The organism is Leisingera sp. JC1 (assembly GCF_001679925.1).
In the GTDB taxonomy this organism is placed as follows: domain Bacteria; phylum Pseudomonadota; class Alphaproteobacteria; order Rhodobacterales; family Rhodobacteraceae; genus Leisingera.
On the sequence record NZ_LYUZ01000083.1, the window covers coordinates 22,499 to 49,191 of the forward strand.

The 26,693-nt window shown below is 62.2% G+C and carries 28 protein-coding genes; 16 read left to right on the forward strand and 12 right to left on the reverse strand.

Features of this window, described 5'->3' with window-relative positions:
- Positions 1-48 precede the first annotated feature (48 nt).
- Complete coding sequence (locus A9D60_RS10235; protein WP_302621843.1) at positions 49-1,773, reverse strand: acyl-CoA dehydrogenase; 1,725 nt, start codon at positions 1,771-1,773, stop codon at positions 49-51.
- Between the two features lie 142 nt (positions 1,774-1,915).
- Here A9D60_RS10235 and A9D60_RS10240 point away from each other — a divergent pair, with 142 nt between their 5' ends.
- Complete coding sequence (locus A9D60_RS10240; protein WP_065267491.1) at positions 1,916-2,941, forward strand: AraC family transcriptional regulator; 1,026 nt, start codon at positions 1,916-1,918, stop codon at positions 2,939-2,941.
- 13 nt (positions 2,942-2,954) lie between these two features.
- Here A9D60_RS10240 and A9D60_RS10245 read toward each other — a convergent pair whose 3' ends face one another.
- Positions 2,955-4,184 (reverse strand): cytochrome P450, encoded by a 1,230-nt coding sequence (locus tag A9D60_RS10245; RefSeq protein ID WP_065267492.1) that lies wholly within the window; start codon positions 4,182-4,184, stop codon positions 2,955-2,957.
- Positions 4,185-4,345: 161 nt separating this feature from the next.
- On the opposite strand from A9D60_RS10245, the gene A9D60_RS10250 reads away from it, so the two are divergent.
- The 3 genes from A9D60_RS10250 to A9D60_RS10260 all read left to right on the forward strand — a co-directional run bounded on the left by A9D60_RS10250 (position 4,346) and on the right by A9D60_RS10260 (position 5,513).
- Positions 4,346-4,693, forward strand: coding sequence for a TfoX/Sxy family protein (locus A9D60_RS10250; RefSeq protein WP_065267493.1), 348 nt, complete (start codon positions 4,346-4,348; stop codon positions 4,691-4,693).
- A 144-nt stretch (positions 4,694-4,837) separates the two neighbouring features.
- Positions 4,838-5,008, forward strand: coding sequence for a YqaE/Pmp3 family membrane protein (locus A9D60_RS10255; protein WP_065267494.1), 171 nt, complete (start codon positions 4,838-4,840; stop codon positions 5,006-5,008).
- A complete protein-coding gene (locus tag A9D60_RS10260; protein ID WP_065267495.1) occupies positions 5,001-5,513 on the forward strand; it encodes a DUF4112 domain-containing protein in 513 nt (170 codons plus the stop codon). Before A9D60_RS10255 ends, A9D60_RS10260 begins: the two co-directional genes overlap by 8 nt.
- Before the next feature lie 61 nt (positions 5,514-5,574).
- Here the strand turns inward: A9D60_RS10260 and ndk are convergent, their stop codons facing one another.
- Positions 5,575-5,997, reverse strand: coding sequence for a nucleoside-diphosphate kinase (gene ndk / locus A9D60_RS10265; protein WP_039178499.1), 423 nt, complete (start codon positions 5,995-5,997; stop codon positions 5,575-5,577).
- A gap of 200 nt (positions 5,998-6,197) precedes the next feature.
- Between ndk and A9D60_RS10270 the strand changes: the two genes are divergently transcribed.
- The 4 genes from A9D60_RS10270 (at position 6,198) to A9D60_RS10285 (ending at position 9,826) form a co-directional block, all read left to right on the forward strand.
- Entirely contained in the window at positions 6,198-8,054 is a 1,857-nt protein-coding gene (locus A9D60_RS10270) for an ABC-F family ATP-binding cassette domain-containing protein (protein WP_065267496.1), read from the forward strand.
- On the forward strand, positions 8,051-8,671 hold the full coding sequence (locus A9D60_RS10275; protein ID WP_065267497.1) for a MarC family protein: 621 nt from the start codon (positions 8,051-8,053) through the stop codon (positions 8,669-8,671). Before A9D60_RS10270 ends, A9D60_RS10275 begins: the two co-directional genes overlap by 4 nt.
- A gap of 44 nt (positions 8,672-8,715) precedes the next feature.
- On the forward strand, positions 8,716-9,297 hold the full coding sequence (locus A9D60_RS10280) for a retropepsin-like aspartic protease family protein (RefSeq protein WP_065267498.1): 582 nt from the start codon (positions 8,716-8,718) through the stop codon (positions 9,295-9,297).
- A 112-nt stretch (positions 9,298-9,409) separates the two neighbouring features.
- Positions 9,410-9,826 (forward strand): globin domain-containing protein, encoded by a 417-nt coding sequence (locus tag A9D60_RS10285; protein WP_065267499.1) that lies wholly within the window; start codon positions 9,410-9,412, stop codon positions 9,824-9,826.
- Between the two features lie 20 nt (positions 9,827-9,846).
- Here A9D60_RS10285 and A9D60_RS10290 read toward each other — a convergent pair whose 3' ends face one another.
- The 3 genes from A9D60_RS10290 to A9D60_RS10300 all read right to left on the reverse strand — a co-directional run bounded on the left by A9D60_RS10290 (position 9,847) and on the right by A9D60_RS10300 (position 12,504).
- Positions 9,847-10,398 carry a CHAP domain-containing protein gene (locus A9D60_RS10290; RefSeq protein WP_065267500.1) on the reverse strand — a complete coding sequence of 184 codons (552 nt, stop codon included), beginning with the start codon at positions 10,396-10,398 and terminating at the stop codon, positions 9,847-9,849.
- Positions 10,399-10,563: 165 nt separating this feature from the next.
- Positions 10,564-11,022 carry a DNA polymerase III subunit chi gene (locus A9D60_RS10295; protein WP_065267501.1) on the reverse strand — a complete coding sequence of 153 codons (459 nt, stop codon included), beginning with the start codon at positions 11,020-11,022 and terminating at the stop codon, positions 10,564-10,566.
- Positions 11,023-11,028: 6 nt separating this feature from the next.
- A complete protein-coding gene (locus A9D60_RS10300; protein ID WP_065267502.1) occupies positions 11,029-12,504 on the reverse strand; it encodes a leucyl aminopeptidase in 1,476 nt (491 codons plus the stop codon).
- A gap of 201 nt (positions 12,505-12,705) precedes the next feature.
- Here A9D60_RS10300 and lptF point away from each other — a divergent pair, with 201 nt between their 5' ends.
- The 7 genes from lptF to A9D60_RS10335 all read left to right on the forward strand — a co-directional run bounded on the left by lptF (position 12,706) and on the right by A9D60_RS10335 (position 21,052).
- Positions 12,706-13,833 (forward strand): LPS export ABC transporter permease LptF, encoded by a 1,128-nt coding sequence (gene lptF / locus A9D60_RS10305; protein ID WP_065267529.1) that lies wholly within the window; start codon positions 12,706-12,708, stop codon positions 13,831-13,833.
- A complete protein-coding gene (gene lptG, locus A9D60_RS10310) occupies positions 13,830-14,933 on the forward strand; it encodes an LPS export ABC transporter permease LptG (RefSeq protein ID WP_065267503.1) in 1,104 nt (367 codons plus the stop codon). Before lptF ends, lptG begins: the two co-directional genes overlap by 4 nt.
- Entirely contained in the window at positions 14,917-17,106 is a 2,190-nt protein-coding gene (locus A9D60_RS10315; protein WP_175392937.1) for an LPS-assembly protein LptD, read from the forward strand. Before lptG ends, A9D60_RS10315 begins: the two co-directional genes overlap by 17 nt.
- Positions 17,091-18,350, forward strand: coding sequence for a peptidylprolyl isomerase (locus tag A9D60_RS10320; RefSeq protein WP_065267504.1), 1,260 nt, complete (start codon positions 17,091-17,093; stop codon positions 18,348-18,350). Before A9D60_RS10315 ends, A9D60_RS10320 begins: the two co-directional genes overlap by 16 nt.
- Positions 18,347-19,318, forward strand: coding sequence for a 4-hydroxythreonine-4-phosphate dehydrogenase PdxA (pdxA, locus tag A9D60_RS10325; protein WP_065267505.1), 972 nt, complete (start codon positions 18,347-18,349; stop codon positions 19,316-19,318). The genes A9D60_RS10320 and pdxA overlap by 4 nt, the downstream gene beginning before the upstream one ends.
- 84 nt (positions 19,319-19,402) lie before the next feature.
- Positions 19,403-20,245, forward strand: coding sequence for a 16S rRNA (adenine(1518)-N(6)/adenine(1519)-N(6))-dimethyltransferase RsmA (rsmA, locus tag A9D60_RS10330; RefSeq protein WP_065267506.1), 843 nt, complete (start codon positions 19,403-19,405; stop codon positions 20,243-20,245).
- 39 nt (positions 20,246-20,284) lie between these two features.
- The gene (locus tag A9D60_RS10335) at positions 20,285-21,052 is read left to right on the forward strand and encodes a pyridoxine 5'-phosphate synthase (RefSeq protein ID WP_065267507.1); all 768 of its coding nucleotides are present in this window, start codon (positions 20,285-20,287) and stop codon (positions 21,050-21,052) included.
- 78 nt (positions 21,053-21,130) lie between these two features.
- Here the strand turns inward: A9D60_RS10335 and A9D60_RS10340 are convergent, their stop codons facing one another.
- From A9D60_RS10340 to prfA, 3 genes are all read right to left on the reverse strand, one after another.
- On the reverse strand, positions 21,131-21,808 hold the full coding sequence (locus A9D60_RS10340) for a DUF4167 domain-containing protein (protein WP_065267508.1): 678 nt from the start codon (positions 21,806-21,808) through the stop codon (positions 21,131-21,133).
- 214 nt (positions 21,809-22,022) lie between these two features.
- Complete coding sequence (gene prmC / locus A9D60_RS10345) at positions 22,023-22,874, reverse strand: peptide chain release factor N(5)-glutamine methyltransferase (protein ID WP_065267509.1); 852 nt, start codon at positions 22,872-22,874, stop codon at positions 22,023-22,025.
- 2 nt (positions 22,875-22,876) lie between these two features.
- The gene (gene prfA / locus A9D60_RS10350; RefSeq protein ID WP_065267510.1) at positions 22,877-23,932 is read right to left on the reverse strand and encodes a peptide chain release factor 1; all 1,056 of its coding nucleotides are present in this window, start codon (positions 23,930-23,932) and stop codon (positions 22,877-22,879) included.
- Positions 23,933-23,992: 60 nt separating this feature from the next.
- On the opposite strand from prfA, the gene A9D60_RS10355 reads away from it, so the two are divergent.
- Positions 23,993-24,292 carry a hypothetical protein gene (locus A9D60_RS10355; protein ID WP_065267511.1) on the forward strand — a complete coding sequence of 100 codons (300 nt, stop codon included), beginning with the start codon at positions 23,993-23,995 and terminating at the stop codon, positions 24,290-24,292.
- A gap of 96 nt (positions 24,293-24,388) precedes the next feature.
- On the opposite strand, the gene A9D60_RS10360 is transcribed toward A9D60_RS10355, so the two are convergent.
- The 3 genes from A9D60_RS10360 to speB form a co-directional block, all read right to left on the reverse strand.
- A complete protein-coding gene (locus A9D60_RS10360; protein ID WP_065267512.1) occupies positions 24,389-24,790 on the reverse strand; it encodes a hypothetical protein in 402 nt (133 codons plus the stop codon).
- A 328-nt stretch (positions 24,791-25,118) separates the two neighbouring features.
- Positions 25,119-25,559 (reverse strand): DUF1499 domain-containing protein, encoded by a 441-nt coding sequence (locus A9D60_RS10365; RefSeq protein ID WP_065267513.1) that lies wholly within the window; start codon positions 25,557-25,559, stop codon positions 25,119-25,121.
- Positions 25,560-25,634: 75 nt separating this feature from the next.
- Positions 25,635-26,582, reverse strand: coding sequence for an agmatinase (gene speB / locus A9D60_RS10370; protein ID WP_039178543.1), 948 nt, complete (start codon positions 26,580-26,582; stop codon positions 25,635-25,637).
- Positions 26,583-26,693 lie beyond the last annotated feature (111 nt).

Below are 26,693 nucleotides of genomic sequence, written 5' to 3' on the forward strand. Positions count from 1 at the left end.
CCCTTTCTTAGTTTTCCAGCACAGAGCCGTGCCGCTATTGTGAAGTATTCAAAAGTTGACTGCGGCATCGCCCAGGCTGGTACTGCCTTCGGTGATACGCAAGTGTTCGGCGCCGCATTCCACCAGGATGTGCTGCACATAGAAGACTGCCGTAGCGATCTTCTGTGCCATGAATGCCGTGTCCTCGTTCTGCTCCAGCTTGCCGCTGGCCGCTAGGAGGGACCGGCCCAATTGCCAAGCGGTGGCGAGATTGCCAGTGAGCATCAGGAAAGGCACGCTGCCGCCATAGGCCGCATTCGGATCCTTGCCGGCAGTATCCAGCAGCCAGGCCAGACTGGCCTCAAACATCCGGCGCGCCTCACTCAGCCGTTTTGCCACGGCCTGCGCCTGGGCATTGCCACCCTGCAGCGATTGTTCGGTTTCCTGCACCAGCCCTGCAAAGCGGCAGGCAGTTGCGCCGCCGTCCCGCAGCACCTTGCGGCCCAGAAGATCGTTGGCCTGGATAGCCGTTGTGCCCTCATAGATCGGCAGGATCCGCGCGTCGCGGTAGAACTGGGCAACTCCGGTCTCCTCGATGAAGCCCATGCCGCCATGCACCTGCACCCCTAGCGAGGTGACTTCCAGAGACCGCTCGGTGCAGAAGGCCTTGACCAGCGGCACCAGAAACTCGGCCATTTCCTCAGCGTCGGAGCTGCCCTGCTTGGCCATATCCAGCCAGCCCGCAGTGGCAATCGCCAGCGCCCGGCCGCCTTCGGTCAGCGCCCGCATCCGCAGCAGCATCCGCTGCACGTCCGGGTGGCGGATGATCGGCGCGGCATCCTTGGTGCTGCCATCCACCGGGCGGCTTTGCACGCGGTCCTGTGCGTATTGCAGCGCATGCTGACAGGCGCGTTCCGACACTGCAACCCCCTGCACACCCACGGCAAAGCGGGCGGCGCGCATCATCACGAACATATACTCCAGCCCGCGGTTCTCCTCGCCGACCAGGAATCCGGTCGCGCCATCGTATTCCAGCACGGCGGTCGGGCTGGCACGAACGCCCAGCTTGTGTTCCAGGCTAACGCAGGTGACTGCGTTGCGGCGGCCCAGCGTGCCATCTTCCTCCACCAGGAACTTGGGGACGATGAACAGGCTCAGCCCCTTGGGGCCTGCCGGAGCATTCGGGGTGCGGGCCAGCACCAGGTGGATGATGTTTTCCGTCAGCCCGTGTTCGCCATAAGTGATGAAGATCTTGGTGCCGGACACCGCATAGGTGCCGTCCCCGACGGGTTCCGCCTTGCAGCGCACCCGGCCCAGATCGCTGCCCGCCTGCGGTTCAGTCAGGTTCATGGTACCGGACCACTGCCCGGAGATCATCCGCTCCAAGTATGTCTGCTTCTGCGCATCCGATCCTGTCAGCAGCAGCGCCTCCACCGCGCCATCGGTCAGCAGCGGGCACAGGCCGAAACTCAGGTCGGAGGCGTTCAGAATCTCGGTCGCCGCCGCCGCAGCCGCCCGCGGCAATCCCATGCCGCCGAACTCTTCCGGGTGCGGCAAGCTCTGCCAGCCCATCTCGGCAAATTGCGCATAGGCCTGCGCATAGGGTTCGGGCAGCACGGTTTCGCCCCCCTCGAACCGCGCCCCGGCCTCATCCCCAATCCGCGACAACGGAGCGATGACATCAGAGCAGAACCGCCCAAGCGCCTCCAGCGCGGCCTCCACATCATCCAGTTCAATACCACCGCCCGCCGCACCGGTTCCCGGTGAGGTTGCCAGGTGCTCAATATTAAACATGATATCGCGAATGGGGGCCTTATAGGTCATTTCCGTCGCTCCGGATTATTGTTCCTTCATGCCAGATACGCATTGCAAGGCGGCTATTCCACGTTCATTAAAGACATTATCCTTTCAGAAAGTGACAAGACGCGCATTCACAATGCAGATCCCGCCGCCAGATTCCTCAAGCCTTGCAACAGTGTCGCCGCAGCTTGCCGGCGACTGGCTGCACGCGCTGCGCAAGTGCAGCAAAGAAGGCCAACTGGCGACCTTTCTGCAACGGGCTGGATTGCATCTCGCGGAGGGGCAACTGACCCACCGGGTCACGCTGGATCAGATCGTGCGGCTCTATCAGATAGCCGCAGTTGAGACCGGGGATGAGATGACCGGCCTCTGGAGCCGCCCGGTCCGGCCCAGGGCTTTGCAACACCTGCTGACGTCTGTGCGCGAAGCCAGCACCTTGACCGCTGCGTTGCACCGGTTCTCAACCTTCTGGAACCTACTGCTGGACGACTATCAGGTTCAACTCAGCGAGGACGGTGCCAGCACCGGGCTGCAACTGGTGCCGCAGGGCGGGCAGCCCGTGCAGCGGTTCGGCCACATGCTGATCCTGAAGCTCGCGCACGGCCTGCTGTCCTGGCTTGCAGGCTATGAGGTACCTGTCCGCGCAGTACAGTTTGCCTTTGACCGCCCCGCTTTTTCCCAGGACTACGCTGTCATCTTTCCAGCACCTGTCAGCTTCGGCGCGCCAGTCTCGGCAATTGCCTTTGACGCGGGAAGCCTTGGCCTCCCCGGTCATCGCAGCAATGCGGAGCTGAACGACTTCCTGGCCCGGGCACCCCGCGATTGGATCTTCACCGGGTTCCGCGAACACACCCAGTCGCTGAAGGTCCGCGAGTTCCTGTACCGGGCCAGCTGGGAAAACTGCCATCTGGCAGATGCCGCGCAGGCGCTGAGTATCACCCCGCGCACACTGATGCGGCGGCTGGATGCAGAGGACACCTCGTTTCAGGCCATCAAGGACGGGCTGCGCCGCGACCTGGCAATCCGCGACCTGCAATCCGGCCTGAAAAGCATCGAGGAAATCTCGCAGGACACAGGATTTTCCTCCGCCGCCAACTTTCACCGGGCCTTCCGCCGCTGGACCGGCGCGCCGCCAAGCGCCTACAGGTCAGCGGCAAGCTGACGGCAGTTTCCTTTCAGCCGAGCGCCGCCGGCAAGGAGGCATAGCCGCGAAACCTGATCCGTCCGCCCGGCACCCGACCTGACAATATGCGGTAATCCGGGAACCGGCGCAGCAGGCGTTCGATGGCGATCTTACCCTCCAGCCGCGCAAGCGTCAGCCCGACACAAACATGCGGACCGCCGGCAAAGGCCAGATGCCGGTTCGGCGTCCGGCTGATATCAAACTCTTCTGGTTTCTCAAACACCTCCGGGTCGCGGTTTGCGGCCCCTATAACCAGATGCAGGTTGGTCCCCTCAGGCACCCGGACACCGCCGATCTCAGTTTCTGCGGTGGTTTCGCGGTTGCCCAGCTGGTTCGGAGAGCGGAACCGCAGCATTTCCTCAACCGCGGGCTTGATCAGCTCAGGCTCCTCCAGCAACCTCTGCTTCTGGAGCGGATGATCATTCAGCAGCGCCAGCCCGTTGCCAATCAGGTTCGTGGTGGTCTCATGACCTGCATTGAGGATGAAAATGCAATTCTGGATCAACTCGATCTCGCTAAGTGTCCCGTCCGCCCCCTCGCCCCGGATCAGCCGGGTCAACACGTCAGTTTCGGGATCACCGGGATTGGTCCGGCGCCGGGCAATCAGATCCTGCAGATAGGTCTTGAACTCCTCCACTGCACGATGCCCCGCGGCCAATTGCGCCTCGCTCAGCGCAGGCTCCAGCGCACCAAGGATTGCCAGGGACCAATCCCGAAGCGGCGCACGCTCCGCCATTGGAACATCCAGCAGATTGCCGATGATCTGGATCGGGATGGAAGCGGCAAAATCGCCGATCAGATCCACCTGATCCTTGCCCGCCATCTCCTCCAGCAGAAGATCGACGGTTTCAACCAGCCCCGGCTCCATCTTTGCAATTGCCCGCGGCGTCAGGGCTGAGGTCATGATCTTGCGCACCCGTGTGTGCAAAGGCGGGTCAGAGAAAACAAGCGAAGTCGTGTGATGCTCAAACAGCGGTGAACCTTCTCCATACTTGGGGGCAAAGACGCGCTTCTTGTCTGAGGAAAACAAAGCCGTATCCCGGTAGATACGATCCAGCTCCGCATAGCGGCAGACCAGAAAGGATCCATCCGGCTGCGGCAGCACCGGGGCCTCGTGAAGCAAGGCGTCATAGTAGGGAAACGGATCCCTAGCGAAACCTTCCGGTGGATTTGCCAGATCAAATCCTTCAACATTTACAGACACATGCGAACCACCGCTCATCCGCCACCCTCCCGCTGGTTGTCCAGATAGCGTTTCCGCCTCATTTGCGACTGTCAATCACACAAACCAGCACGGGACCCAGCGTCAGAAGAGCGGACTGCGATTTACAAAGAGGCCTGATTTCGCGTGACAAAGGCGATGGCTCCGGATAGAAACAAACCATGAACACAGCCATTTCCTCCATCCGCAATCTCGGCCCTGCCTATGAAGAAGCCTGCCACCGTGCGGGCATTGCCTCCGCTGAGGATCTTCGCGCCCTTGGCGCCGATGCGGCCTATGCCCGGCTGTTGCAAACAGGCACCCGGCCGCACTTCATTGGCTATTACGTGCTGGTCATGGCCCTGCAAGGCCGCCCTTGGAATGATTGCAAGGGCAAGGAAAAAGAAGAGCTGCGCAAGCGCTTTGATGCGATCAAGGCTGAGGCCAGGCCGCAGCACAGTTCCAAACTTCTGGCAGAGCTGGACGCCATTGGCGTTCGTGCAACCCAAGCGGACCTAAAGACGCTCTGACATCCGGCGCCTGTACTCAAACAGCCGGCCGCAAATAGGCGGCTCGTGTGCCAGGTAAAGACAAGCCATCCGAAAAACCTGCAACCATTTCCTGATCCGCTGCGTTGTGTCTCCAAGAGCTGACACGACAAAGGGAGTTCCGGAATGGACCTGATCCGCATCATCTTCGCAGTTATTTTGCCGCCGTTGGGCGTGTTCTTGCAGGTGGGCCTGGGTAAGCACTTCTGGCTGAACATCCTGCTCACGCTTCTCGGCTATATCCCCGGCATCGTTCACGCGGTCTGGGTCATCGCACGGACGCCAAGCCATGCCTGATCTGCCAAACCATCAGCAAAAGGAACTGCAAACGCTTGAACGCCTCGCTCAGCGCATGGACCGCGCCTTCCGTGTTCCCTTGGTTGGGGTGCGTGTTGGCTGGGACAGTGTTGCGGGCCTGGTGCCAGGCATCGGTGACGTGCTTGCACTGGGTCCTGCCGGATACATTCTCTACCGCGGCTACCGGATGGGAGCTTCTGCCCCGGTTCTGGCGCGGATGGCGGCCAATATCGGGATCGACACGCTCGTTGGCTCGATCCCTCTCGCCGGTGATCTGTTCGACGTGGCTTGGAAAGCCAACACCCGCAATACCGCCTTGCTGCGCCGCCACCTGGAAGAAAACGGAATAAAGGGGGAACCGCTGCCCAAACGTTTGGGCCGGCGGAAGTTTTCCAGCCTGACAGCTCCGCGGGAACTGCGGCTTTCTCCCGCTTGGGCCGGCAGCCAAGGCCCGCATCGGAAACCGCCAGGTGTCCGCCGCCACCCGCTTGGCCGCCCAATGTAAATGCAAAAAAGGCTGCAGCCCGCGGGCTGCAGCCTCTTTTCTCACCGGTTAAGCCTGAAGCTTAGCCGACCAGCTCGAGGCCGGAGAAGAAGTAAGCGATTTCCACTGCAGCGGTTTCCGGTGCGTCGGAGCCGTGCACGGAGTTTTCGCCAACCGATTCAGCAAATTCGGCGCGGATGGTGCCGGCGGCAGCGTCTGCCGGGTTGGTGGCGCCCATGACTTCGCGGTTTTTCGCGATGGCATTCTCGCCTTCCAGAACCTGCGCAACGATCGGCGCGGAAGCCATGAATTCGCACAGTTCGTCGTAGAAGGGACGCTCGGCGTGCACCTTGTAGAACTCACCCGCTTGCGCTTTGGTCAGGTGGATGCGCTTCTGCGCCACAATGCGCAGGCCCGCTTCTTCAAACTTGGCGTTGATTGCGCCGGTCAGGTTGCGGCGGGTTGCATCGGGCTTGATGATCGAGAAAGTGCGTTCCAGAGCCATTTGGCATTCTCCTGTAAAATGGGCCGCGGGGCGTATCCCCGGGCCGGAAACTCCGCGCGCCGCCTATCATGGCTGGACGCGCTTGGGAAGATGTTTTCCGGGCACGTGCAGGCGCACTTACCTAGGGCGCGAGTGTTTTCGGCATGCGGAAGACAGCAGGCCGATTGACAGCCCCCTGCACCTGAGCCACACCGCTGTCCATGTTACGCATTCAGGACATCACCTACTCGGTCGAAGGCCGCCCGCTGATCGAGGGCGCATCCGCCACCATTCCCACCGGCCACAAGGTCGGCCTTGTCGGGCGAAACGGCACGGGCAAGACGACACTGTTCCGGCTGATCCGGGGCGAACTGGCGCTCGAGACCGGCAGCATCTCCCTGCCCTCCCAGGCCCGCATCGGCGGTGTCGCGCAAGAGGTGCCCTCTTCGGATGTTTCGTTGACCGATACGGTTCTGGCCGCCGACACCGAGCGCGCCGCCCTGCTGGCTGAGGCCGACAGTGCGACAGATCCTGATCGGATTGCCGAAATTCAGACCAGGCTGACGGACATCGACGCCTGGTCAGCTGAGGCACGAGCAGCGTCTATCCTCAAGGGTCTGGGCTTTGATGACGAAGACCAGAAACGCCTCTGCTCCGATTTCTCCGGCGGCTGGCGGATGCGGGTGGCCTTGGCTGCTGTCCTGTTTGCCCAGCCCGACCTGCTATTGCTGGACGAGCCAACCAACTACCTCGACCTCGAGGGGGCATTGTGGCTGGAAAGCTACCTGGCAAAATACCCCCACACAGTGGTGATCGTCAGCCACGACCGCGGCCTCTTGAACCGCGCCGTCGGGTCGATCCTGCATCTCGAGGACAAGAAGCTCACGCTGTACCAGGGCAACTATGACACCTTTGCCGAAACCCGCACAGCGCGCCTGGCTGTAGCCGCGGCAGAAGCCAAGAAGCAGGAAGCCCGCCGCGCCCACTTGCAAAGCTTCGTCGACCGTTTCCGCTACAAGGCATCCAAGGCGGTACAGGCCCAATCACGGCTGAAGATGATCGCCAAAATGAAGCCGATCACCACTCCGCAAGAAGCAGCGCTGCGCGCCTTTACCTYCCCGGAGCCAGAAGAAATGTCCCCGCCGATCATCCATATCGAGGGTGGCATAACCGGCTATGGCGACACCGAAATCCTGAAGCGGCTGAACCTGCGCATCGACCAGGACGACCGCATCGCGCTTCTGGGCAAGAACGGCCAAGGCAAATCGACGCTCTCGAAACTGCTGGCTGACCGGCTGCCGCTGATGGCGGGCAAGATGACCCGGTCCTCCAAGCTGCGCATCGGGTATTTCGCCCAGCATCAGGTGGATGAGCTTTATGTCGATGAAACCCCGCTGGACCACCTGCGCCGCCTGCGCCCGGATGAGGCGCCGGCCAGATGGCGCGCGCGGCTGGCGGGTTTCGGCCTGGGCGCCGCACAGGCGGAAACCGAGGTCGGGCGGCTGTCCGGCGGCCAGAAGGCACGGTTGTCGCTGCTGATCGCCACCATCGACGCTCCTCATATGCTGATCCTCGACGAGCCTACCAACCACCTGGACATCGAAAGCCGCGAGGCGCTGGTGGAGGCGCTGACTGCCTATTCCGGCGCGGTGATCCTCGTGAGCCACGACATGCATCTGCTGAGCCTGGTGGCCGACCGGCTGTGGCTGGTCTCTGGCGGCACGGTCAAACCCTATGACAGCGACTTGGAAAGCTACCGCACGCTGCTGCTGGCCCGGGAAAAACCTGCCGCCAAAGGCGAGGCACTCAAACCCGCAAAACCCAAGCGCCCACCACGTGATGTTCTGATCGCGCTGCGCTCTGAGGTCCGCAAATCCGAGGCGCGGGTGGAGAAGCTGAGCGAAATGCGCGAAAAGCTTGACGAAAAACTCGCCGACCCTAGCCTGTATGAACCAGGCAAGGCGGGCGATATGGCAGTCTGGCAGAAAAAACACGCAGAATGCATCGAAGCGCTGGAACGGGCCGAAGGCCTGTGGATGGAGGCGCTGGAAAAACTGGAGCAGGCAGAGGCACAATGATCGACACCGCATTCCTGATCACTTCCTTCGTAACCCTGTTCGTGATCGTCGATCCGATCGGCCTGACGCCGGTCTTCATTGCCCTGACCCAAGGCATGTCCTCCTCCCGCCGCCGCTCCATCGCGCTGCGGGCAACAATTACGGCTGCGGTCCTTCTGGCAATCTTTGCCGGTTTTGGCGAAGCAGTGCTGGGCTTCATCGGCATTTCGATGCCCGCTTTCCGGGTCGCCGGTGGTGTTCTGCTGTTCCTGACCGCGCTCGACATGCTGTTCGAACGCCGCAACAAGCGCCGCGAGGACCGCAGCGAGGAAGATGACTTCGACGATCCTTCCGTCTTTCCGCTGGCAATTCCGCTGATGGCAGGCCCCGGCTCCATCGCCACCGTGATCCTGCTGACCGGTCAGCAGCCCGGTTTCGCGGGCTTTGCCATGGTTATGGGCGTGGTGATCGCCGTGCTGGCGATCCTCTTGGTGATGTGCCTGTTCTCCGGCCTGTTCGAACGGATGCTGGGCAAGACAGGGATCACCGTTGTCACCCGGCTACTTGGTATGCTGCTGGCGGCGCTTTCGGTGCAGTTCGTGCTGGACGGCCTGCGCGCATTCGGTTTCGCCGGCTAGTATAACGTCCCGGCCCGCCTACATAATAGATAGGAGGTGAGCGCATGGGCGAGTATGATATCGGGCGGTTTATCTATCTGATAGTCCTGCTGGTCGCGGTTGGATCCTGGGTCTTTGTCCAGAACCGCCAGAGTATCGGCAAGACGCTGCAGATGTTTGCGGTCTGGGGCTTTATCTTCCTTGGCGTGATCGCCTCATACGGGCTGTGGGAGGACATCCGGCAGACCGTCCGCCCGCAGCAGAGCGTGGCGACGGATGCCGGCCGGGTCGAGGTACCACGTTCCCCTGACGGCCACTACTACCTGACGCTTGAAGTGAACGGAGCCCCAGTTGAATTTCTTGTCGACACCGGCGCCAGCCAGGTTGTGCTGAATGAACGTGACGCCCTAAGCGCAGGGATCGACACCGGCAGTCTTGCCTACCTCGGCCGAGCCAGCACCGCCAACGGCGAAGTACGCACTGCCTCTGTCTGGGTGGATGAGATCTCCTTGGGCGGCATCACCGACAAGAACCTGCGCGTGTGGGTCAACCAGGGAGAGCTGGAACAGTCCCTGCTGGGCATGGGTTACCTGCAGCGCTGGTCCAGCATCGAGATCCGCAACGGTGCGCTGGTCCTCACTCGCTAACCCGCACAGCTGCCCGCTGCAGCTTGCGTTGTATTGAGGCGGATCAAGGTTGTGCGCCCGCTTGCCCCTTAGATTGGAACTCAGCGAACCAATCAGAGAGGAGCAATCCCCCGTGACCGATGACGAACTGAAGCAACTGCAGCACAGCTACAGCAAGCTGAAAGAGGAAACCGGCAAATCGCCTGCCTATTTCTATGACTCGCTGTTCCGTCATGCGCCTGAACTGCGCCAGATGTTCCGTGAGGATCTGGAGGGCCAGGGCATGAAGTTCATGACCACGCTGGGCGTGATTATTGCCAGGCTGAATGACGAAAGCGCCGTGGCCCCTCAATTTCAGGAGCTTGGCAAGACCCACGCATCGCTTGGTGTCCTGTCCAAACACTTTGCCCCAATGGAAGAAGCGCTTATCGACACCCTGCACCATGCACTCGGCAAGCAGATGACCGGAGAACTGGAAACGCTGTGGCGCACCGCTTTCAAGGAAATTGCCGCCAAGATGATTGAACGCGGTGATATTCCGGGCCAATGAACAGGGCGAGGGCAGCGGTGTTACCCGTTGCCGGGCTCTGCAGTGATGAAACCTTTGACGGGATAGACCCGCCCGAACGCGCCCGGATAGCTTTCCAGCCGGACCGCGGACCAGTCGTTCTTCTCTGACACATCAATCACCGCCATGCCCAGCGAGATCTTGTTGCGGTGCCAGTTGGCATGATTGACCCGGATTCTGCGTGCGTCCTCGACCTTGGAAACAACAGCAACATGCCCCAGCGGGTTGGAGCGGGTGGCACTGAACGCCATCACAGCCCCCAGTTCTGGCTCCTTGCTGCGGTTGTATTGCCCTGTGGCCTGCGCCCACCAGGTCTTGGCATTACCGAATATTTCGATCCCGCTGGCATTGCGGGCAAAGGGCACACACCAGACCCGGCGGCCCTTGGACTGCAAGTACTGAACTTCCTGAACTGCATATTCCAGACGCGCTGCCTCTGCCTCTGCCCGGCTGACTGATCCGTTCTGAATATCACCGCAATTGGCGAGAAAAAGAAGGCTAGCGCCGGCAATAGGAAGCAGCCGCAGCCGCTTGACCGCACGTCCAAAATTCATCTGTCCCCCCAGTGTCCTGGTTGTTTCCCCGGTTGTCCGGATTTTGTGCTGGAAGGGATAAAGGCCAAGTGACGAAAAATCGAGCAATTGTTGCCCTTGTGAAACAATTCGCACAGGTCATCGGCAAATTCTTGCCAGCTGAAGGCGCCGCAGCCGGAAATCCGCCTATTTCTCCGCTTTCTTTTCCCAGCGCCCGCTTTCCTCGGACCAGTACTGGGCGGAACAGCCAGCATCAGTCAGGCTTTTCCACTGGGTGCGGGCGTGCTGAACAGCCTCGGGGTCGGTGCCGTCAAACAGGATGCAGACCCGGCTCAGCGCCTGCACTTCCTCAGCGCTGACGGCAGCACCATCCACCGCCATCACGCACTCAGGCTTGTTGGCCGCCTCTGCACCTGACGTCAGCAGAATGGGCTGCAGCGCATCATGGGGACCGCCCGCAAGGCCATGCGCCAGAAAGCTTTCCTCCGGCCCCTGCCACAGGCGGTCATCCAGCCAGGCCATGCGCTCCGGGTCGCGCCCGCGCACCGCAATGCGCCAGCCCGCCCCGCGCGCCTTGTCGAGGAGCACCGGCAAAGTCTCCTCCAGCGGCCTGCGCGTCAGATGGTAAAAGTAGGCGGCCCCCATCTGTGATTATTCCGCCTCGAACTTGTCCGCGACCAGCCGGCTCAGCGCCATGACACCCCAGCCGGTGGCGCCTTTGGGCGCATAGTCCGTGTCCTTGCTGACCGACGCCACGCCGGCAATGTCCAGATGGATCCAGGGCATATCATCCTTGATGAACCGTTGCAGGAACTGCGCCGCGGTGATCGAGCCTGCCGGGCGGCCGCCGACGTTCTTCATGTCGGCAATCCGCGATTTCAGCTGTTCGTCATAGGCCTTGCCCAGCGGCATCCGCCAGGCGCCTTCGTCCTCAGCCTTGGCAGCCTTGAGAAACGCATTGCACAGGTCATCATCGTTGGAGAAAACACCGGCATTTTCATGCCCCAGCCCGATGATGATCGCGCCGGTCAGCGTTGCCAGATCAATCACGCCAGCGGGTTTGAAGCGCTCCTGCGCGTACCAAAGCACATCGCAGAGCACCAAACGCCCCTCGGCATCGGTGTTGATGATCTCAACGGTGTCACCCTTCATGGATTTCACCACATCACCCGGGCGGGTGGCGTTGCCAGAGGGCATGTTTTCCACCAGGCCGACCAAGCCAACCACATTTGCTTTGGCTTTGCGCAGCGCCAGCGCGCGCATGGCGCCTGCCACGACACCGGCACCGCCCATGTCCATAGTCATCTCTTCCATGCCTGCCGCAGGCTTCAGGGAGATACCGCCGGTATCAAACACCACCCCCTTGCCCACCAGCGCCAGTGGTGCGGCATCCTTGGCACCGCCCTTCCATTGCATGACTGCCACCTTGGAGGGACTGTCCGAACCCTGCCCGACACTCAGCAGCGTACGCATACCAAGCTTCTCCAGATCCGCCTCTTCCAGGATCTCGACCTCCAGGCCAATGCCCTCCATCTCTTCGATGCGGCGGGCGAACTCCGTGGTGGTCAGGACATTCGCCGGCTCATTGACCAAGTCACGGGTCATATGCACCCCCTCGGCGACCGCCAGCAGCGGCGCGCAGGCGGCCTCCAGCTCTGCCGGCTCCTTGGAGGCAACAACAACCTCTCCCTCCGGCTTTTCATCCTTGGGAGACTTGTGATCTTCAAAGGCATAGTCCCGCAGCGCCATACCCAGGGTCAGATCAGCGGCCTTGTTCATGCTGCCAGCCATGACGGTCAACCGCTTGCCTGCAACGCCCTTCACCAGCTTGGCCCCAGCCTGCCGCGCTTCCACCGGTGTGAGTTTGCGCGGCAGCACCAGCACGTCCAGTGCCTCCGCCTTCATGCCCGCAGGCCAGTTCAGCGATATCACATCCCCTGCCTTCGCCTTTTTGAACCCGTCCGAGTCGATCAGCCTCGCGATCGCGCCTTTGGCCATCCGGTTGGCGCTGCGCGCAGCTTGGTCCATGCTGCCGTCCGGCGTCACCATGACCGCTACCCGGCCGGTCATCTCTGCCATCGTCTTGGGGTCGTATTCGGCAAAACGGATCGGGGTGAGGCTGGTCATATGCGCGCGCTCCTGCTGAAAATCATTTGGTTCTTGGCACCAGAGGTATCCTGCAGAGCGGCGGTTGGAAAGACCCGGTTGCGCAGGCTGGCACCTGCGGTCCGCCGCCGATTGCCGGGCCGGGCGAGAATGCAGTTTTCCCCGCCAATCAAATCCACTAAGGTCCGCCAAAACAACAACGGCAAGATCTGGGGGGATCGGGTGTCACGCTACGACAGATATGTGCTGTCACAGTATCTGCTCTTCTTTGGCTTCTTTGCCTTGATTCTGGTGGCCGTGTTCTGGGTCAACCGGGCGGTCGTGCTGTTCGACACGCTGATCGGCAACGGGCAGTCCGCGCTGGTGTTTCTGGAGTTCACCGCGCTCACCCTGCCGAACCTGATCCGCATGGTGCTGCCGATCGCTGCCTTTGGCGCCGCGGTTTGGGTAACCAACCGGCTGAACAGCGAAAGCGAGCTGACCGTTCTGCGTGCCACTGGCACCAGCCCCTGGCAAATGGCCCGGCCTGCGCTGGCCTTTGGTATCATCACCGCGCTGATGATGTCGGCGCTGACACACTATCTGCTGCCGGCCTCGATCAGCCAGCTGGAGCTGCGCGAAAGCGAAATCTCGCGAAACATCACCGCCAAGCTGCTAAGCGAAGGCGATTTCCTGCATCCTGCTGATGGTGTCACTTTCTATATCCGGCAGATTGACCCGGACGGGACCCTCAAAGACGTGTTCCTGTCAGACCGCCGGGACCCGGAAGTGACAGTCACCTACACCGGAAACCGCGCATTTCTCGTGCGTGACGGCGAAAGCGCGCACCTGATCATGGTGGAAGGCATGGCACAGCGGCTCGAGTCCAAGTCGCAACGTCTCTCAACCACATTCTTTTCCGATTTCTCGTATGATATCAGCTCTCTGGCCCGCCAGGCTGAGAACCCGGCCCGCAACATCCGCGCTATTCCCAGCCTGGAGCTGATGAACAGCACTGCAGCGGTCACCCGAAGCGACGGTTACTCTGCTGGCGCCCAGGCCGAAGAGCTGCACCTGCGCTTTGCCCGTGCATTGGTCTGCATTGCGGTAACTCTGATTGGATTTTCCGCGTTGATGCTGGGCACATTCTCGCGTTTTGGCGTCTGGCGGCAGGCAATGCTGGCCTTTGTCATCCTGATCTTCGTTGAAGGCCTGCGCGGCGTGGTTTCCGAACCCGTTCTTCAAAATCCCAATCTATGGCCGCTGATCTACCTTCCCACCCTGCTAGGCATGGCGGTGGCGCTGGTCTTTCTGATCCTGTCCGCCCGCCCCAAGCGGATCCGGGCAAAGGCAGCGGAGACTCCGGCATGAAACTGGACCTCTATTACGCGCGCCGTTTCACGCAGTGGTTTTTGGTGATTGTTGCAGTGCTGATGACATTGGTGGTTCTGATCGATCTGAACGAGCAGATACGCCGGTTTGAATCTGTTGACCTGAGCCTTGCGCAACTGATCGGGCTGACGCTGCTGAACATTCCGCCAGCACTCAGTGAGTTCCTGCCGCTGATCATGATCCTGTCAACAATCGTGCTGTTTGTTGGCCTTGCCCGCAGCAGCGAACTGGTGGTCACCCGTGCCATCGGCCGGTCGGGCATCAGGGCACTGGCAGCCCCGGTACTGGTGGCAGCGGCAATCGGCGGTCTGGCCGTCACCATGCTCAACCCCATTGCCGCGGCCACCGCCAACCGCTACCAGGATCTGGCGGAGACCTATCAGAACGGCGGCCCCTCGGCCTTGTCGCTGAGCGGCGAAGGCCTGTGGCTGCGCCAGGGCGGCGCCCGCGGCCAATCGGTTATTCACGCCAAGGGGTACAGCGGAGATGCCGCTGACATCACCCTGATTGACGTTTCGATACATGCCTACACGAATGAAGGCGGCCCGGTGCGCCGCATAGCCGCTGAATCGGCGCGGCTGGAGGGCAATCATTGGATTCTGACCAACGCCAAGGCCTGGCCGCTGACAGCCGGCATCAACCCTGAAACAGGTGCTGCCCGGCATGAAAAGCTGCGGCTGCCGACCACTCTGACCACAGACCGCATCCGCGGCACACTGGGCACCGCCAGCGGTATCTCGATTTATGACCTGCCCTCCACCATCCGCGAATTGTCGGCCGCCGGTTTCACCACCAAGCGCTACGAAGTCCGGCTGCAGGCGGAACTGGCCCGCCCCCTGTTTCTGATTGCCATGGTGCTGGTCGGCGCATCTTTCACCATGCGGCACGCCCGCTTTGGCGGCACCGGCCTGGCCGTGCTGATGGCGGTGCTGCTAGGATTCGGGCTTTATTTCATCCGCAATTTCGCGCAAATCCTTGGCGAGAACGGGCAAATCCCGGTGGCTCTGGCCGCCTGGGCACCTCCCGCTGCTGCGATACTTTTGACTTTGGGACTGCTTCTCCATGCCGAAGACGGGTAACCTGCGCCGGGCGCTGCTTCTTTCCGCCGTGCTGCCCTGGCTGGCGTTGTCTGCCTCTGCTCCACAGGCTCAGACTGCCACGCCCCCGGATCAGGCCCAGCCTGCAATGCTTGTCGCCGACCAGGTGTTCATCACCCCGGACCGGACACTTGTCGCAGAAGGTAATGTCGAGGCATTCCAGGGCGAAATCCGCCTGCGTGCGCAGAAGATCACCTTTGATCAGGGCACCGGCACTCTGCAGATAGAGGGCCCGATCCGTATAGACCAAAACGGTGACATCACCATTCTGGCAAACGCAGCGGAAATGGACAGCAGCCTGCGCAACGGACTGCTGGACGGCGCCCGGATGGTTTTACAGCAGCAGCTTCAGCTCGCCTCGCTGCAAATGACACGGGTCAGCGGCCGTTACACCCAGCTCTACAAGACCGCTGTGTCCTCCTGCCATGTCTGCGAAGACGGGCGCCCACCGCTCTGGCAGATCCGCGCCGAGCGCGTCACCCACGATCAGCAGGAGCGCCAGCTTTACTTTGAGAACGCACAGCTGCGTGTACTGGATGTGCCGGTCTTCTATTTCCCGGCGTTCCGCCTGCCGGACCCCTCCCTGAAGAGGACCAGCGGCTTTTTGATTCCGTCCGTGCGCTCAACGTCGAACCTCGGCACCGGCCTCAAGGTTCCCTACTTCTTCACCCTCGGCCCGCACAAAGACCTGACGATCGCGCCCTACATCTCATCCAGCACCCGGACACTGGATCTGCGTTACCGGCAGGCCTTCCGGCGCGGCCGGATCGAATTCAATGGTGCATATACCCGTGACGATCTCTACCCGGACCAGGACCGCGGATACATCTTCGGAAATGGCCAGTTCGAATTGCCGCGCGGCTACCGCCTGACCTTCAGCGCAAAGGTGGTCTCAGACGATGCCTATCTGGCGGACTACGGCCTGCCTGACCTTGACCGGCTGCGTTCCAGGCTTGAGTTGTCACGGGTCCGCCGGGACAGTTTGCTCCGCACGTCTCTAACCCATTACAAAACCCTCCGCTCTGACGAAGACCCTGACGAAATCCCCTCCGGTATTGCGGAAGCGCTTTTTCAGAAACGCTATTTCCCCAGCCTCACAGGAGGCGAAGTCCGGCTTACGCTTCAAGGAAACGGGCGATACCGCCGCTCTACAAACCGGGGCGATGGGCTGAGCGAAGATTCCGCCACCGGCCGGGACCTCGTCCGGCTTACCGCCGACTTGAGCTGGCTCCGCACTTGGAGGCTCGGCTACGGGATCCTGGCAGAAGCCGAGCTGGGCGCTGCGGCAGATGCATCCAGGGCGTATGATGATGCCTATTTCACCGATGAAGTCACCCGCCTGACGCCCCGCGGCTCAATGACCTTCCGCTTGCCGATGACCCGCCGTGAAGCCAATGGCGCCACCCAGTACCTGGAGCCGATCCTGCAGCTGGGCTGGCGCAACGAAGGCAGTGGTGATGTGGTCAGCGAGGAAAGCAGATTCGTCGAGTTCGACCAGGGCAATCTGTTGTCGCTGTCCCGCTTCCCTGCAACCGATGCCCGCGAGGACGGGTTCACCCTGGTCTATGGCGCCAATTGGGCGCGCTACTCGCCCCAGGGCTGGCAGGCCTATGCAACGATTGGCCAGGTGCTGCGCAGTGAAGACGACATCCGTTTCACCAAGAGCTCGGGGCTCAGCGGCACATCGTCGGACCTTTTGCTGGCAGGTCAGATTAAGTTTGGTGACGGGCTTGCGATCTCAACCCGCGGTCTGCTGAACGGCTCGCTGAACTTTTCCAAGGCCGAAGTCCGTGGCGAATGGCACACAAGCCGTTCCAGCCTGTCCGGCACCTATCTGTGGCTTGGCACCGACCCTGTCGAGGAACGGTCCGAGGAAAGCTCCGAAATCTGGGTTGATGGGCGCTACGACATCAACCCCAGCTGGTCTGCCAGCGCCCGGCTGCGCTACGATATCTCCGGCGCCCAAGCCACCCGGGCGGGCCTGGGGCTGGCCTATCAGAACGAATGCGTAACGGTCGACCTTTCGGTCAACCGCCGCTATACCTCAACAACAAGTGTTGAGCCGACAACGGATTTCGGCTTTACCATCTCCCTCAGCGGTTTTTCCGTAAAGAGCGGCAACAAACAGTACAGGCGGTCATGCAGCAAGACGTGAATTCCCGGTTCCCGGCTCCCTTCCTTTCCCGTGCTCTCAAATCCGCGGCCGCGCTGGCGCTGGCCGCAGGTCTTTCCCTGACCGCTCTGCCGGCCGGGGCACAGAACCTTTTTGCCCCCGCGATTACGGTCAATGACGAAGTCATCACGCGCTATGAGCTGGAACAGCGCGCCCGCTTCCAGGCAGCGCTGAGAGTTCCAGGCGACCCGCTGGAAACTGCACGCGAGGAGCTGATCAACGACCGGCTCAAACTGGAAGTGCTGCAACAGGCCGGTATTGAACTGTCGGATGAGGATATTTCCGCGGGCATGGAAGAAATGGCTGGCCGCGCCAACCTGTCGCTGAACGAATTCCTGACAGCTCTGCAGCAGCAGGGTGTCGCTCCGCAGACCTTGCGTGACTTTACCAGGGTCGGTCTGGGCTGGCGCGAATACACCCGCGCCCGTTTCCTGTCCCAGGCGCGCCCGACCCCGGAAGAGATTGACCGCGCCATGGGCTCTGCGGGTACTGGCAGCGTCCAAGTGCTGCTGAGCGAATTCATCGTGCCAATCAACGACCAGAACGCCGTACAGGTCGAGGAACTGATTGAGCAGGTCGCACGGCTCAAGAGCTTTGACAGCTTCTCTGCTGCGGCGACCCAGTACTCCGCTGCGGCCAGCCGCAATGAAGGCGGCCGCCTTCCCTGGATGCCACTGACCAAGCTGCCGCCGCAGCTGCAGGAAATCGTGCTGGCACTGAAACCGGGTGAGATTTCCGAACCGCTGCCGCTGCAGAATGCCGTTGCGCTCTTTCAGATGCGCGGCGTGCGCGAGGTTGAGGGCGCTGCACCGCGTTACACCGCAATCGAATACGCAACTTACTTTGTGCCCGGCGGGCGCACGCCTGAAGGACTGGCCGCAGCGCAGAAGGTTGTGAACAGCGTCGACACCTGCGAGGACTTCTACGGCCTCGCTCAAGGTCAGGACCCGTCGGTGCTGGAAATCCAAAGCCTGCCGCCGGCTGACATTCCCCGCGACATCGCGCTGGAACTGGCCAAGCTCGACCCTAGTGAAACCTCCACTGCGCTGACCCGTAACAACGGCCAGACTCAGATGGTTCTGATGCTCTGCGGCCGCACTGCCGACCTCGGCGAAGGCGCCAACCGCGAAACCGTGGCCAATGCGCTTGTGGCGCAGCGGATGACATCGCTGACTGACAGCTTCCTGGAGCAGCTGCGCGCGGACGCCCGGATCGACATCAAATGACCCTCTCCGGGCCTATTGCCCTTAGCTGCGGCGAACCCGCAGGCATCGGCCCGGAAATCGCCGTAAAGGCTTGGGACGCACTGCGCGACAGCTGCCCGTTCTTCTGGATTGGCGATCCGCAGCATCTGCCCTCAGGCACACCGGTCCGCGAGATATCATCCCCCGCTGAGGCCGCCGCAACCTGCACGGGCAGCTTTCCGGTTCTGCCGCTTGCCTTCGGCGGCAGCGCTACCAAGGGCATGGCCGATCCGGCCAACGCTGCAGGCGTAATCCAATCCATTGAAACCGCTGTAAAGCTGGTGAAGGCAGGCGAGGCTTCCGCTGTCTGCACTGCTCCCATTCACAAGAAAGCACTGATCGACGGCGCAGGCTTTGCCTATCCCGGCCATACCGAATTTCTTGCGGCGCTGGCGGGCCGCGACAGGGTTGTGATGATGCTGGCCAGCGAACAACTGCGGGTGGTGCCCGCCACCATCCACATCGCCCTTTCAGACGTGCCTTCGGCCCTGACACCGGAAGGCTTGCGCGAAACCATAGAAATCACCGCGGCGGGCCTGCAAAACCAGTTCGGCATTGCTGCACCGCGTATCGCGGTTGCAGGCCTCAACCCGCATGCGGGCGAAGGCGGCGCCATGGGCCGCGAAGAGCTCGACTGGATCAATGCATTAGTCTCGCAAATGCAGGCGGAAGGCCTGAACGTCACCGGCCCCCACCCGGCCGACACCATGTTTCACGCCGCCGCCCGTGCGCGCTATGACGCAGCGGTCTGCATGTATCACGATCAGGCACTGATCCCGATCAAGACCCTGGATTTCGACCGGGGTGTGAATGTCACCCTGGGCCTGCCCTTCATCCGCACGTCCCCCGATCACGGCACCGCCTTTGACATCGCAGGCACCGGCCAGGCCAATCCCTCCAGCCTGATCGAGGCGCTGAGGCTGGCGCAGGCCATGGCCGCCAGCACTTGATTCTTCCTCTTGCCGGAAATATCCCCGCCGGAAGCATGAAACATTTGGCGTGCGCTGCGCGCCCAGTCCCAGGGTCCAGATGACATGAGCGCTATCGACAGCCTTCCCCCCTTGCGCGAAGTGATCGCAACGCATCAGTTGTCCGCCCGCAAGTCGCTGGGCCAGAACTTCCTTTTGGACCTGAACCTGACTGCCAAGATTGCGCGGCAAGCAGGCGATCTGACCGGCTGCGACGTGCTGGAAATCGGCCCGGGCCCCGGTGGTCTGACGCGCGGATTGCTGGCCGAAGGCGCCCGCCGGGTGCTGGCAGTGGAGAAAGACCAGCGCTGCCTGCCGGCACTTCAGGAAATTGCAGACGCCTATCCTGGCCAATTCGAAGTGATCAACGGAGACGCACTGGAGATCGACCCTCTAGAACATCTCACCCCGCCTATCCGTATCGCCGCCAACTTGCCTTATAATGTCGGCACAGAGCTTCTGGTGCGCTGGCTTACTCCTAAAGACTGGCCGCCGTTCTGGCAAAGCCTCACCCTGATGTTCCAGCGCGAGGTGGCCGAGCGCATCGTGGCGCAGCCCGGCTCCAAGGCCTATGGTCGGCTGGCAATCCTGGCCCAATGGCGCGCCGATGCCCGCATCGTGCTGTCACTTCCCCCTGGTGCCTTCMCCCCCCCGCCCAAGGTCTCCAGCGCCGTGGTGCATCTGGACGCCCTGCCGGAACCCCGGTTCGAGGCCGACGCTGCGGTCCTTTCCCGCGTCGTCGCTGCCGCCTTCAACCAACGCCGCAAGATGCTGCGTGCCTCGCTCAAAGGGATCTCTCCCGATATCGAGGCGCATCTGACCGCCGCAGGGATCCCGCCGACTGAACGAGCCGAACAGGTGAGTCTGGAGGCCTTCTGCGCCCTGGCCCGCGAAGTCGCCAAGGCCTGACCCTCTTTACCTGATATACTGCCGGAGCCCGATTTTCAGATGACCCAAGCCGTAGCTGCGCGCCCGACCCTTCTGTCCGTGAACGTCAACGCGGTTGCTTACCTGCGCAACCGGCGCGAGGTGCCCTGGCCAAACCTGATCGACATCTCCCGCGCCATCCTGCAGGCCGGTGCCCATGGGATCACCGTGCACCCGCGCCCGGATGAACGCCACATCCGCTTCTCCGACCTGCCCGCCCTGTCCCGGCTGATCGCCGAGGAATTCCCTCAGGCCGAGTTCAACATCGAGGGTTACCCGACCCGCCACTTCATCGACCTGGTGCTGGAGAACAAACCGCATCAGGTGACGCTGGTGCCGGACACGCCGGAGCAGTCCACCTCTGATCACGGCTGGGACTTTGCTGCCGACGGTGAGATGCTCCTGCCCATCGCTGAGGAATTCAAGGCGGCCGGCATCCGGGTGTCCTATTTTGTGGACGCCAACCCCGCCGATCCGGCGCTGGCACAGCAGGCAGGCGCCGACCGGATCGAGTTCTACACAGGGCCCTATGCTGATCAAACCGATCCTGACGCCGCCGCGCGCGAATTGGATCTGATCCGGGATACCGCGAACGAGGCCCGCGCCCTTGGCGGACTGATGATGAACGCAGGGCACGACCTGACCATCGAAAACCTGCCCGGCCTGCGCCAGGCCATTCCCGATCTGGCCGAGGTTTCCATCGGCCATGGCCTGACAGCAGATGCCCTGATGCTGGGCTTCCCCGAAGCTGTGCGCCGTTACCTGAGGGTGCTGGGCCACGACGCTTGAACAGCCAACCGGAAATTCCGCAAAAGAAACCCCCGAAGCCTTCAGCTTCGGGGGTTTTCTTTTCTGACCGTTGCCGGATTACTCGGCAGCTTCCGCCGGACCATCTTCGGCCTTCGGCTTGGGTTTGGCGCGCGGGCGGCTTGGTTTCTTCGGCGCCGGGGCGTCACCGCCCTCGCCTGCCGCCTCGCCGCCGTCAGCCTTAGCTGCGGGTTTGCGGGCGCGGGGCTTGCGCGCCGGGGCTTTCTTCGGGGCAGCTTCCTCGCCGCCCTCTGCCGGAGCTGCGCTCTGGCTCTCCGGCGTCTCAACCAGGCCGCTGTCCTGAACATTGCCGTTGTCGCCGCGCGGGTCGATCACTTCGGGTTGCGGCGTGCTTGCCGGATCACTGTCAGCAGGTGCTGAGACCGCAGCCTCGCGCTCCTGACGCTCCAGCCGCTCTGCCCGCTCGCGGTCGCGCTCTGCCTGACGTTCGCGGTTCTGGCGTTCCTGCTCCTCGCGGCGCGCCTCGATCTCACGCTGCGCCTCGTTCAACATCCGCAGGTAATGCTCCGCGTGCTGCTGGAAATTCTCTGCTGCAACACGGTCATTGCCCAGCTGTGCGTCACGGGCCAGCTGATTGTATTTGTCGATGATCTGCTGCGGGGTTCCGCGCACCTTGCCTTCGGGACCGGAGCTGTCGAACACCCGGTTGACCACATTGGCGCCGTTCGGGCGATTCCGGTTCGACTTGGAGCGGGAACGTGATTTGGACGATCTCATATGCCTATCAGAAGCCTTGAGTTAATGCGCCGTTGACCCTGTGCAGCGCGCCTCAGCGCCGGATCGTTAGCTTTTTTGGGCTTGATGCCGCGGGAATGCTTGAAAAGCGTTCACCTCTATACGGCTCATCTTGAGTAACCATGTTCCGAAGCCCCACACAAGGGGGCCAAAAGGTTTTTCTGTGTTTTTTCACCCGAATCTGCGGATTTTCGCGTTAAAATCCGCGATTTGAGGGGGAATGCGCCCGTACCACCCTATCCCGCCCGTCCAGGTCCGGCAGCACCGCGATACCGTTGAAACCGGCCGTCTCAAGCAGCGCGCTCACCGCCCGGCCCTGGGTCGGACCGATTTCCAGCAGCACCCGCCCGCCCGGCGCCAGATGCGCTGCCGCTTGGGCAGCAATCTTCCGGTAAGCTCCCAGCCCGTCGCCGCCATCGGTCAGCGCAATGCCCGGCTCATGCCCGCGCACCTCAGCTGACAACCCGTCCATCTCATCCAGCGCGATATAGGGCGGGTTTGACACGATCAGGTCAAACTGCCCCTCAACCTTTTCGAACCAGTCCGACTGCTGGATGTCAGCGCGTGCCTCCACCCGGTGCAGAACCGCGTTGGCGCTGGCCTGCAGGCAGGCGGCCTCACTGACGTCGACCCCCAGGCCGGTGGCCTCTTGCTGCTCTGCCAGCAAGGTCACCAGGATGCAGCCGGATCCGACCCCCAGATCCAGCACCCGCACGTAAGGCTCCGCCAGCGCCGCCTCGATAAGGATCTCGGTCTCAGGCCGCGGGTCCAGCACATCGCGTGAGACCTTGAAGCGGCGGCCGTAAAACTCCCGCTCGCCGATCAGATGCGACACCGGCACCCGGACCGCCCGCAGCGAAATCAGCTGCTCATAGCGTTCGGCGATTTCCGGCGCCAGTTCCTCTGGTGCAATCAGCGTCACCCGGCTGGCCTCGATCCGCGCCGCATGCGCCAGCAGCACCCGCGCATCCCTCGCCGGGTCCTGGACCCCGGCCGCCCGGAGCTTGGCTGTTGCCGCCGCCATTGCCTGTGCTGCGGTCTCTGCCATGGTTACTGCCCCATCTCGGCCAGCAGCCGCGCCTGATTGTCCGCGGTCAGCGCGTCAATGATCTCCTCCAGATCGCCGCCCATCACCTGGTCCAGCTTGTAAAGCGTCAGGTTGATGCGGTGATCGGTCATGCGCCCCTGCGGGAAGTTATAGGTCCGGATGCGTTCCGACCGGTCGCCGGAGCCCACCTGGCTCGCGCGGTCCGCTGAGCGTTCGCTGTCGATCCGCTGCCGTTCCAGATCATAGAGCCGCGTCTTCAGTACCTGCATCGCGATCTCGCGGTTGCGGTGCTGGGATTTCTCCGACGAGGTCACGATCAGCCCGGTCGGCAGGTGGGTGATCCGCACGGCAGAGTCGGTCGTATTCACATGCTGCCCGCCGGCCCCCGACGCCCGCATGGTGTCGATGCGGATATCATTTGGGTCGATATGGATGTCCACATCCTCCGCTTCCGGCAGCACCGCCACGGTGGCGGCCGAGGTATGGATGCGCCCGCCGCTCTCAGTCGTCGGAACCCGCTGAACCCGGTGCACACCGGATTCATACTTCAGCCGGGCAAAGACATTCTCGCCTTTGATATGGGCCACCACTTCCTTGATGCCGCCCAGTTCGGTTGCCTGCTCCTCGATGATGTCGAACTTCCAGCCCTGCGCCTCGGCATAACGCTGGTACATCCGCAAGAGGTCACCGGCAAAGAGCGCCGCCTCGTCGCCCCCGGTTCCGGGCCGGATTTCCAGCATCGCCGGACGGCCATCAGCCGCATCCTTGGGCAGCAAGGCAAGCTGCAAGGCGTGCTCGGCTTCGGGAATGGCCGCCTTCAAGGCCGGGATCTCCTCCGCCGCCAGGTCCTTCATGTCCGGGTCCGCCAGCATCAGCTCCGCCTCTTCCAGATCGCTTTGCAGCTTGCGGTAGGCCGTCACCTGCTCCGCCACCGGGCGCAGATCGGAATACTCCTTGGCCAGCGCGGCAATATCCCCGCCCCCGGCGCCATCCGCCATTGCGGCTTCAAGATACTGAAACCGCTGCAGGATCTGTTCCAGCCGTTCTTCGGGAACCATGGGCGCGCCTATTGTTGTTCATGTTTTGGCCAAGTGACCCCCATGTGATATGCTAGAGCCATGCGACATGCCAGAGCCCTTATTGCCACAATCCTCTTGACCTTTCCCAGCCTGGCGCTGGCGGACGTGAAGGGACCAGGCGGCAAGACCATCGACTGCTACTGCACCGACAAATCCGGGTCCCGCGTGGAACTGGGAGAATTACGCTGCCTGCAAGTGGACGGCCGCACCTTCATGGCGCAATGCCAGATGTCCTTGAACGTGCCGATGTGGCGCGAGGTGCAAAGCAGCTGCCTGTCGGCCTCGCTGGGGGATAAGCTGGGAGCCTCCCCGGCGCCAATGGAGCTGCCGAGGATCTGAGCCCTCCCGAAAACACTTCCCCCGTCTCCGCATCAATGCTCGAAGGCTCGGCAAAGGTGCCCTTGCAAGCCTCACCCAAGCGGGATGCCTGCGTCATCAATCCACAATTGGGGTGGAGCCATCCCAGGCCGCACCGTTCCCTCCTGACGCCACCACCGGGGCGGCTGGGGTGGTTGGGGCGGCCACAACATAGTTCTGACCTGCGCCTGCAGCAACCGCGCCATATTCTCCGGATGCGCAAGCGCCTGAAAAAATCTTGTAGTCAGGGGCGGTTGGCAACACCCTGACACTGAAGCCTGTAACAGGACCGCCGCATATCTGACCGGCGGCATAATTGTTGATATCCTGCGCCGTCCAGCCTGAGCCCGCACTGCCGCTGAACCGGCCATTCCCGTCCTTGTCGAATTGCAGTTCATTGCTGGCAGGAGCTCCACCGCAGGCCGCAAGCAGCGCGCAACAAGCAAGAGACAGCACATGCTTCGTAAATCTATCGGTCATGAAATGCTCTCCATTTTCAAGCCGGCACTGATGCTCAGCGCCCAATAAACTTTTCTGAACAAGGTTCTGAAAACCACAATCAACAATCACAGAACCGGGTCAAGGGTGGCGCAGCCACCGCGCGCCAGCGCGGCTTGCCCTTAACACGACAGAAACAAACACAATCAAAAACGCGCCTTCAGGGCAGCCCTGCCCCTGAAGCGCCTCTCAGCAAACCAATGGCTCATCGGCTGGCAGCCGATGAGCCTGCGCCGCGCGTCAGCGCGGCGCCACCCCCAACTGTGAGGGGCTTTTGCCAAAAGCCCGTGAACAGGCGGGAGCCTCCGGCTTATTCACCGGCAGTGGCCGCCTGCGGCACCTCCTCCATTTCAGCTAGCCAGCCGTTGATCCGCGCCTTGTTAGCGCCGAGGTCAGACCGGCCGAACCGCAGCCGGGCATAAACCTTCAGCAAATCGCCGTCCTGCGCCGCGGTGGTGTAGTCGGGAAAGCCCAGCACCTGGGTGCGGGTGATATAGGTCACCATGCCGTCGTCCGGGCCGCCCGCCAGCACGCTGGTGCGCGGCGCGTGGCTAGCGATGCGGTGGAACCGCTCCAGCCCGTCCGGCCCGGTCCGGATCACCCGGAACACGCCGCCGCGGAAATTCTTGTCCTCGGTGAACTCCGGCTGGGTGTTCCAGTCCAGCGGGTCGCTTGGGGCCAGCCGGATGAACCCCAGCCCGGCGACTATCGCGGCCAGCAGCAGCCAGCCCAGCAGCATCAGCCGCCTCAACGCGGTTTCAAGGTCACCCCTTGCCTCCTCCTCACACGCGGTCCTCCCCCGGCCTTCTGTGTGAGGCCGGACCGCTTATCTTGTTGCCACACCCGGCAGCACGCACAACAGCTCATAGAGCAGGTTGGCGCCCACAAGGGCGGTATTGCCGGAGGGATCATATGGCGGCGACACCTCAACCAGATCGCAGCCCACGATGTTGACCCCCTTCAGAGACCGGATCAGTTCCAGCGCCTGCGGCGTTGTCAGCCCGCCGATTTCCGGCGTGCCGGTGCCCGGCGCATAGGCCGGGTCAAGACTATCGATATCATAGGAGACATAGACCGGCCTATTGCCGATATCGCGGCGAATTTCCGCACCCATCTGGTGCAGCGAGCGGTTCCACAGCTCCTGCGCCGGGAAGTGCTGGAACCCCCAGCCCTGCGCCTCGGAGAAATCGGTGGCGGCATAGCCAGTGCCGCGGATGCCGATCTGATAGGTCTTGTCAGGAACGATCAGCCCTTCCTCATAGGCGCGGCGGAACACGGTGCCATGGGTCTCCCGCTCGCCGAACATCTCGTCGTTCACATCGGCATGGGCATCCACATGCACCAGCGCGACGGGGCCGTATTTCTTGGCAATCGCGCGCAGGATCGGCAGGGTGATCGAATGATCGCCGCCCATTGCCACCGGGACCACCCCGCCCGACAGGATCGCGTCGTAACTGTCTTCGATAATGCGCAGCGATTCCGGCAGCGAAAACGTGTTGATCGCCAGATCGCCGATATCGGCAATGTTCAGGCTGTCAAACGGCGCCGCCCCGGTCGCCATGTTGTAGGGCCGCAGCATAGCGCTCTCTGCGCGGATCTGCTTGGGGCCGAAACGGGTGCCTGACCGCCAGGAGGTGCCGATATCCATCGGAACCCCCAGCACTGCTACATCCAAACCGTCCAGCGAAGTCGCCTGCGGCAGCCGCATAAAGGTGTTAGGCCCGGAAAACCGCGCCAGGTCATTGCCGCTGATCGGCTGATTGAAGTCAGTCATTGTCTCTCATGTTCCAGCAAAGAAGGCGGAAACCCCGCCGCAGCTTATCCCGGCAATAGCACCTGCGAGGCTTGTGTCAAAGACCGCAGACCGCTGCTGCTGCACCAGTCC

Bases quoted from the DNA above. Each gene is read 5' to 3' on its own strand.
- A9D60_RS10275 (WP_065267497.1), top strand. From the start codon at position 8,051: ATGATCGACACCGCATTCCTGATCACTTCCTTCGTAACCCTGTTCGTG.
- A9D60_RS10280 (WP_065267498.1), top strand. From the start codon at position 8,716: ATGGGCGAGTATGATATCGGGCGGTTTATCTATCTGATAGTCCTGCTG.
- A9D60_RS10360 (WP_065267512.1), bottom strand. From the start codon at position 24,790: ATGACCGATAGATTTACGAAGCATGTGCTGTCTCTTGCTTGTTGCGCG.
- A9D60_RS10250 (WP_065267493.1), top strand. From the start codon at position 4,346: ATGAACACAGCCATTTCCTCCATCCGCAATCTCGGCCCTGCCTATGAA.
- A9D60_RS10300 (WP_065267502.1), bottom strand. From the start codon at position 12,504: ATGACCAGCCTCACCCCGATCCGTTTTGCCGAATACGACCCCAAGACG.
- A9D60_RS10355 (WP_065267511.1), top strand. From the start codon at position 23,993: ATGCGACATGCCAGAGCCCTTATTGCCACAATCCTCTTGACCTTTCCC.
- A9D60_RS10240 (WP_065267491.1), top strand. From the start codon at position 1,916: ATGCAGATCCCGCCGCCAGATTCCTCAAGCCTTGCAACAGTGTCGCCG.
- A9D60_RS10255 (WP_065267494.1), top strand. From the start codon at position 4,838: ATGGACCTGATCCGCATCATCTTCGCAGTTATTTTGCCGCCGTTGGGC.
- prmC (WP_065267509.1), bottom strand. From the start codon at position 22,874: ATGGCAGAGACCGCAGCACAGGCAATGGCGGCGGCAACAGCCAAGCTC.
- A9D60_RS10315 (WP_175392937.1), top strand. From the start codon at position 14,917: ATGCCGAAGACGGGTAACCTGCGCCGGGCGCTGCTTCTTTCCGCCGTG.
- A9D60_RS10335 (WP_065267507.1), top strand. From the start codon at position 20,285: ATGACCCAAGCCGTAGCTGCGCGCCCGACCCTTCTGTCCGTGAACGTC.
- speB (WP_039178543.1), bottom strand. From the start codon at position 26,582: ATGACTGACTTCAATCAGCCGATCAGCGGCAATGACCTGGCGCGGTTT.
- A9D60_RS10235 (WP_302621843.1), bottom strand. From the start codon at position 1,773: ATGTTTAATATTGAGCACCTGGCAACCTCACCGGGAACCGGTGCGGCG.
- lptG (WP_065267503.1), top strand. From the start codon at position 13,830: ATGAAACTGGACCTCTATTACGCGCGCCGTTTCACGCAGTGGTTTTTG.
- prfA (WP_065267510.1), bottom strand. From the start codon at position 23,932: ATGGTTCCCGAAGAACGGCTGGAACAGATCCTGCAGCGGTTTCAGTAT.
- A9D60_RS10260 (WP_065267495.1), top strand. From the start codon at position 5,001: ATGCCTGATCTGCCAAACCATCAGCAAAAGGAACTGCAAACGCTTGAA.
- ndk (WP_039178499.1), bottom strand. From the start codon at position 5,997: ATGGCTCTGGAACGCACTTTCTCGATCATCAAGCCCGATGCAACCCGC.
- A9D60_RS10290 (WP_065267500.1), bottom strand. From the start codon at position 10,398: ATGAATTTTGGACGTGCGGTCAAGCGGCTGCGGCTGCTTCCTATTGCC.
- pdxA (WP_065267505.1), top strand. From the start codon at position 18,347: ATGACCCTCTCCGGGCCTATTGCCCTTAGCTGCGGCGAACCCGCAGGC.
- A9D60_RS10245 (WP_065267492.1), bottom strand. From the start codon at position 4,184: ATGAGCGGTGGTTCGCATGTGTCTGTAAATGTTGAAGGATTTGATCTG.
- A9D60_RS10340 (WP_065267508.1), bottom strand. From the start codon at position 21,808: ATGAGATCGTCCAAATCACGTTCCCGCTCCAAGTCGAACCGGAATCGC.
- A9D60_RS10320 (WP_065267504.1), top strand. From the start codon at position 17,091: ATGCAGCAAGACGTGAATTCCCGGTTCCCGGCTCCCTTCCTTTCCCGT.
- A9D60_RS10295 (WP_065267501.1), bottom strand. From the start codon at position 11,022: ATGGGGGCCGCCTACTTTTACCATCTGACGCGCAGGCCGCTGGAGGAG.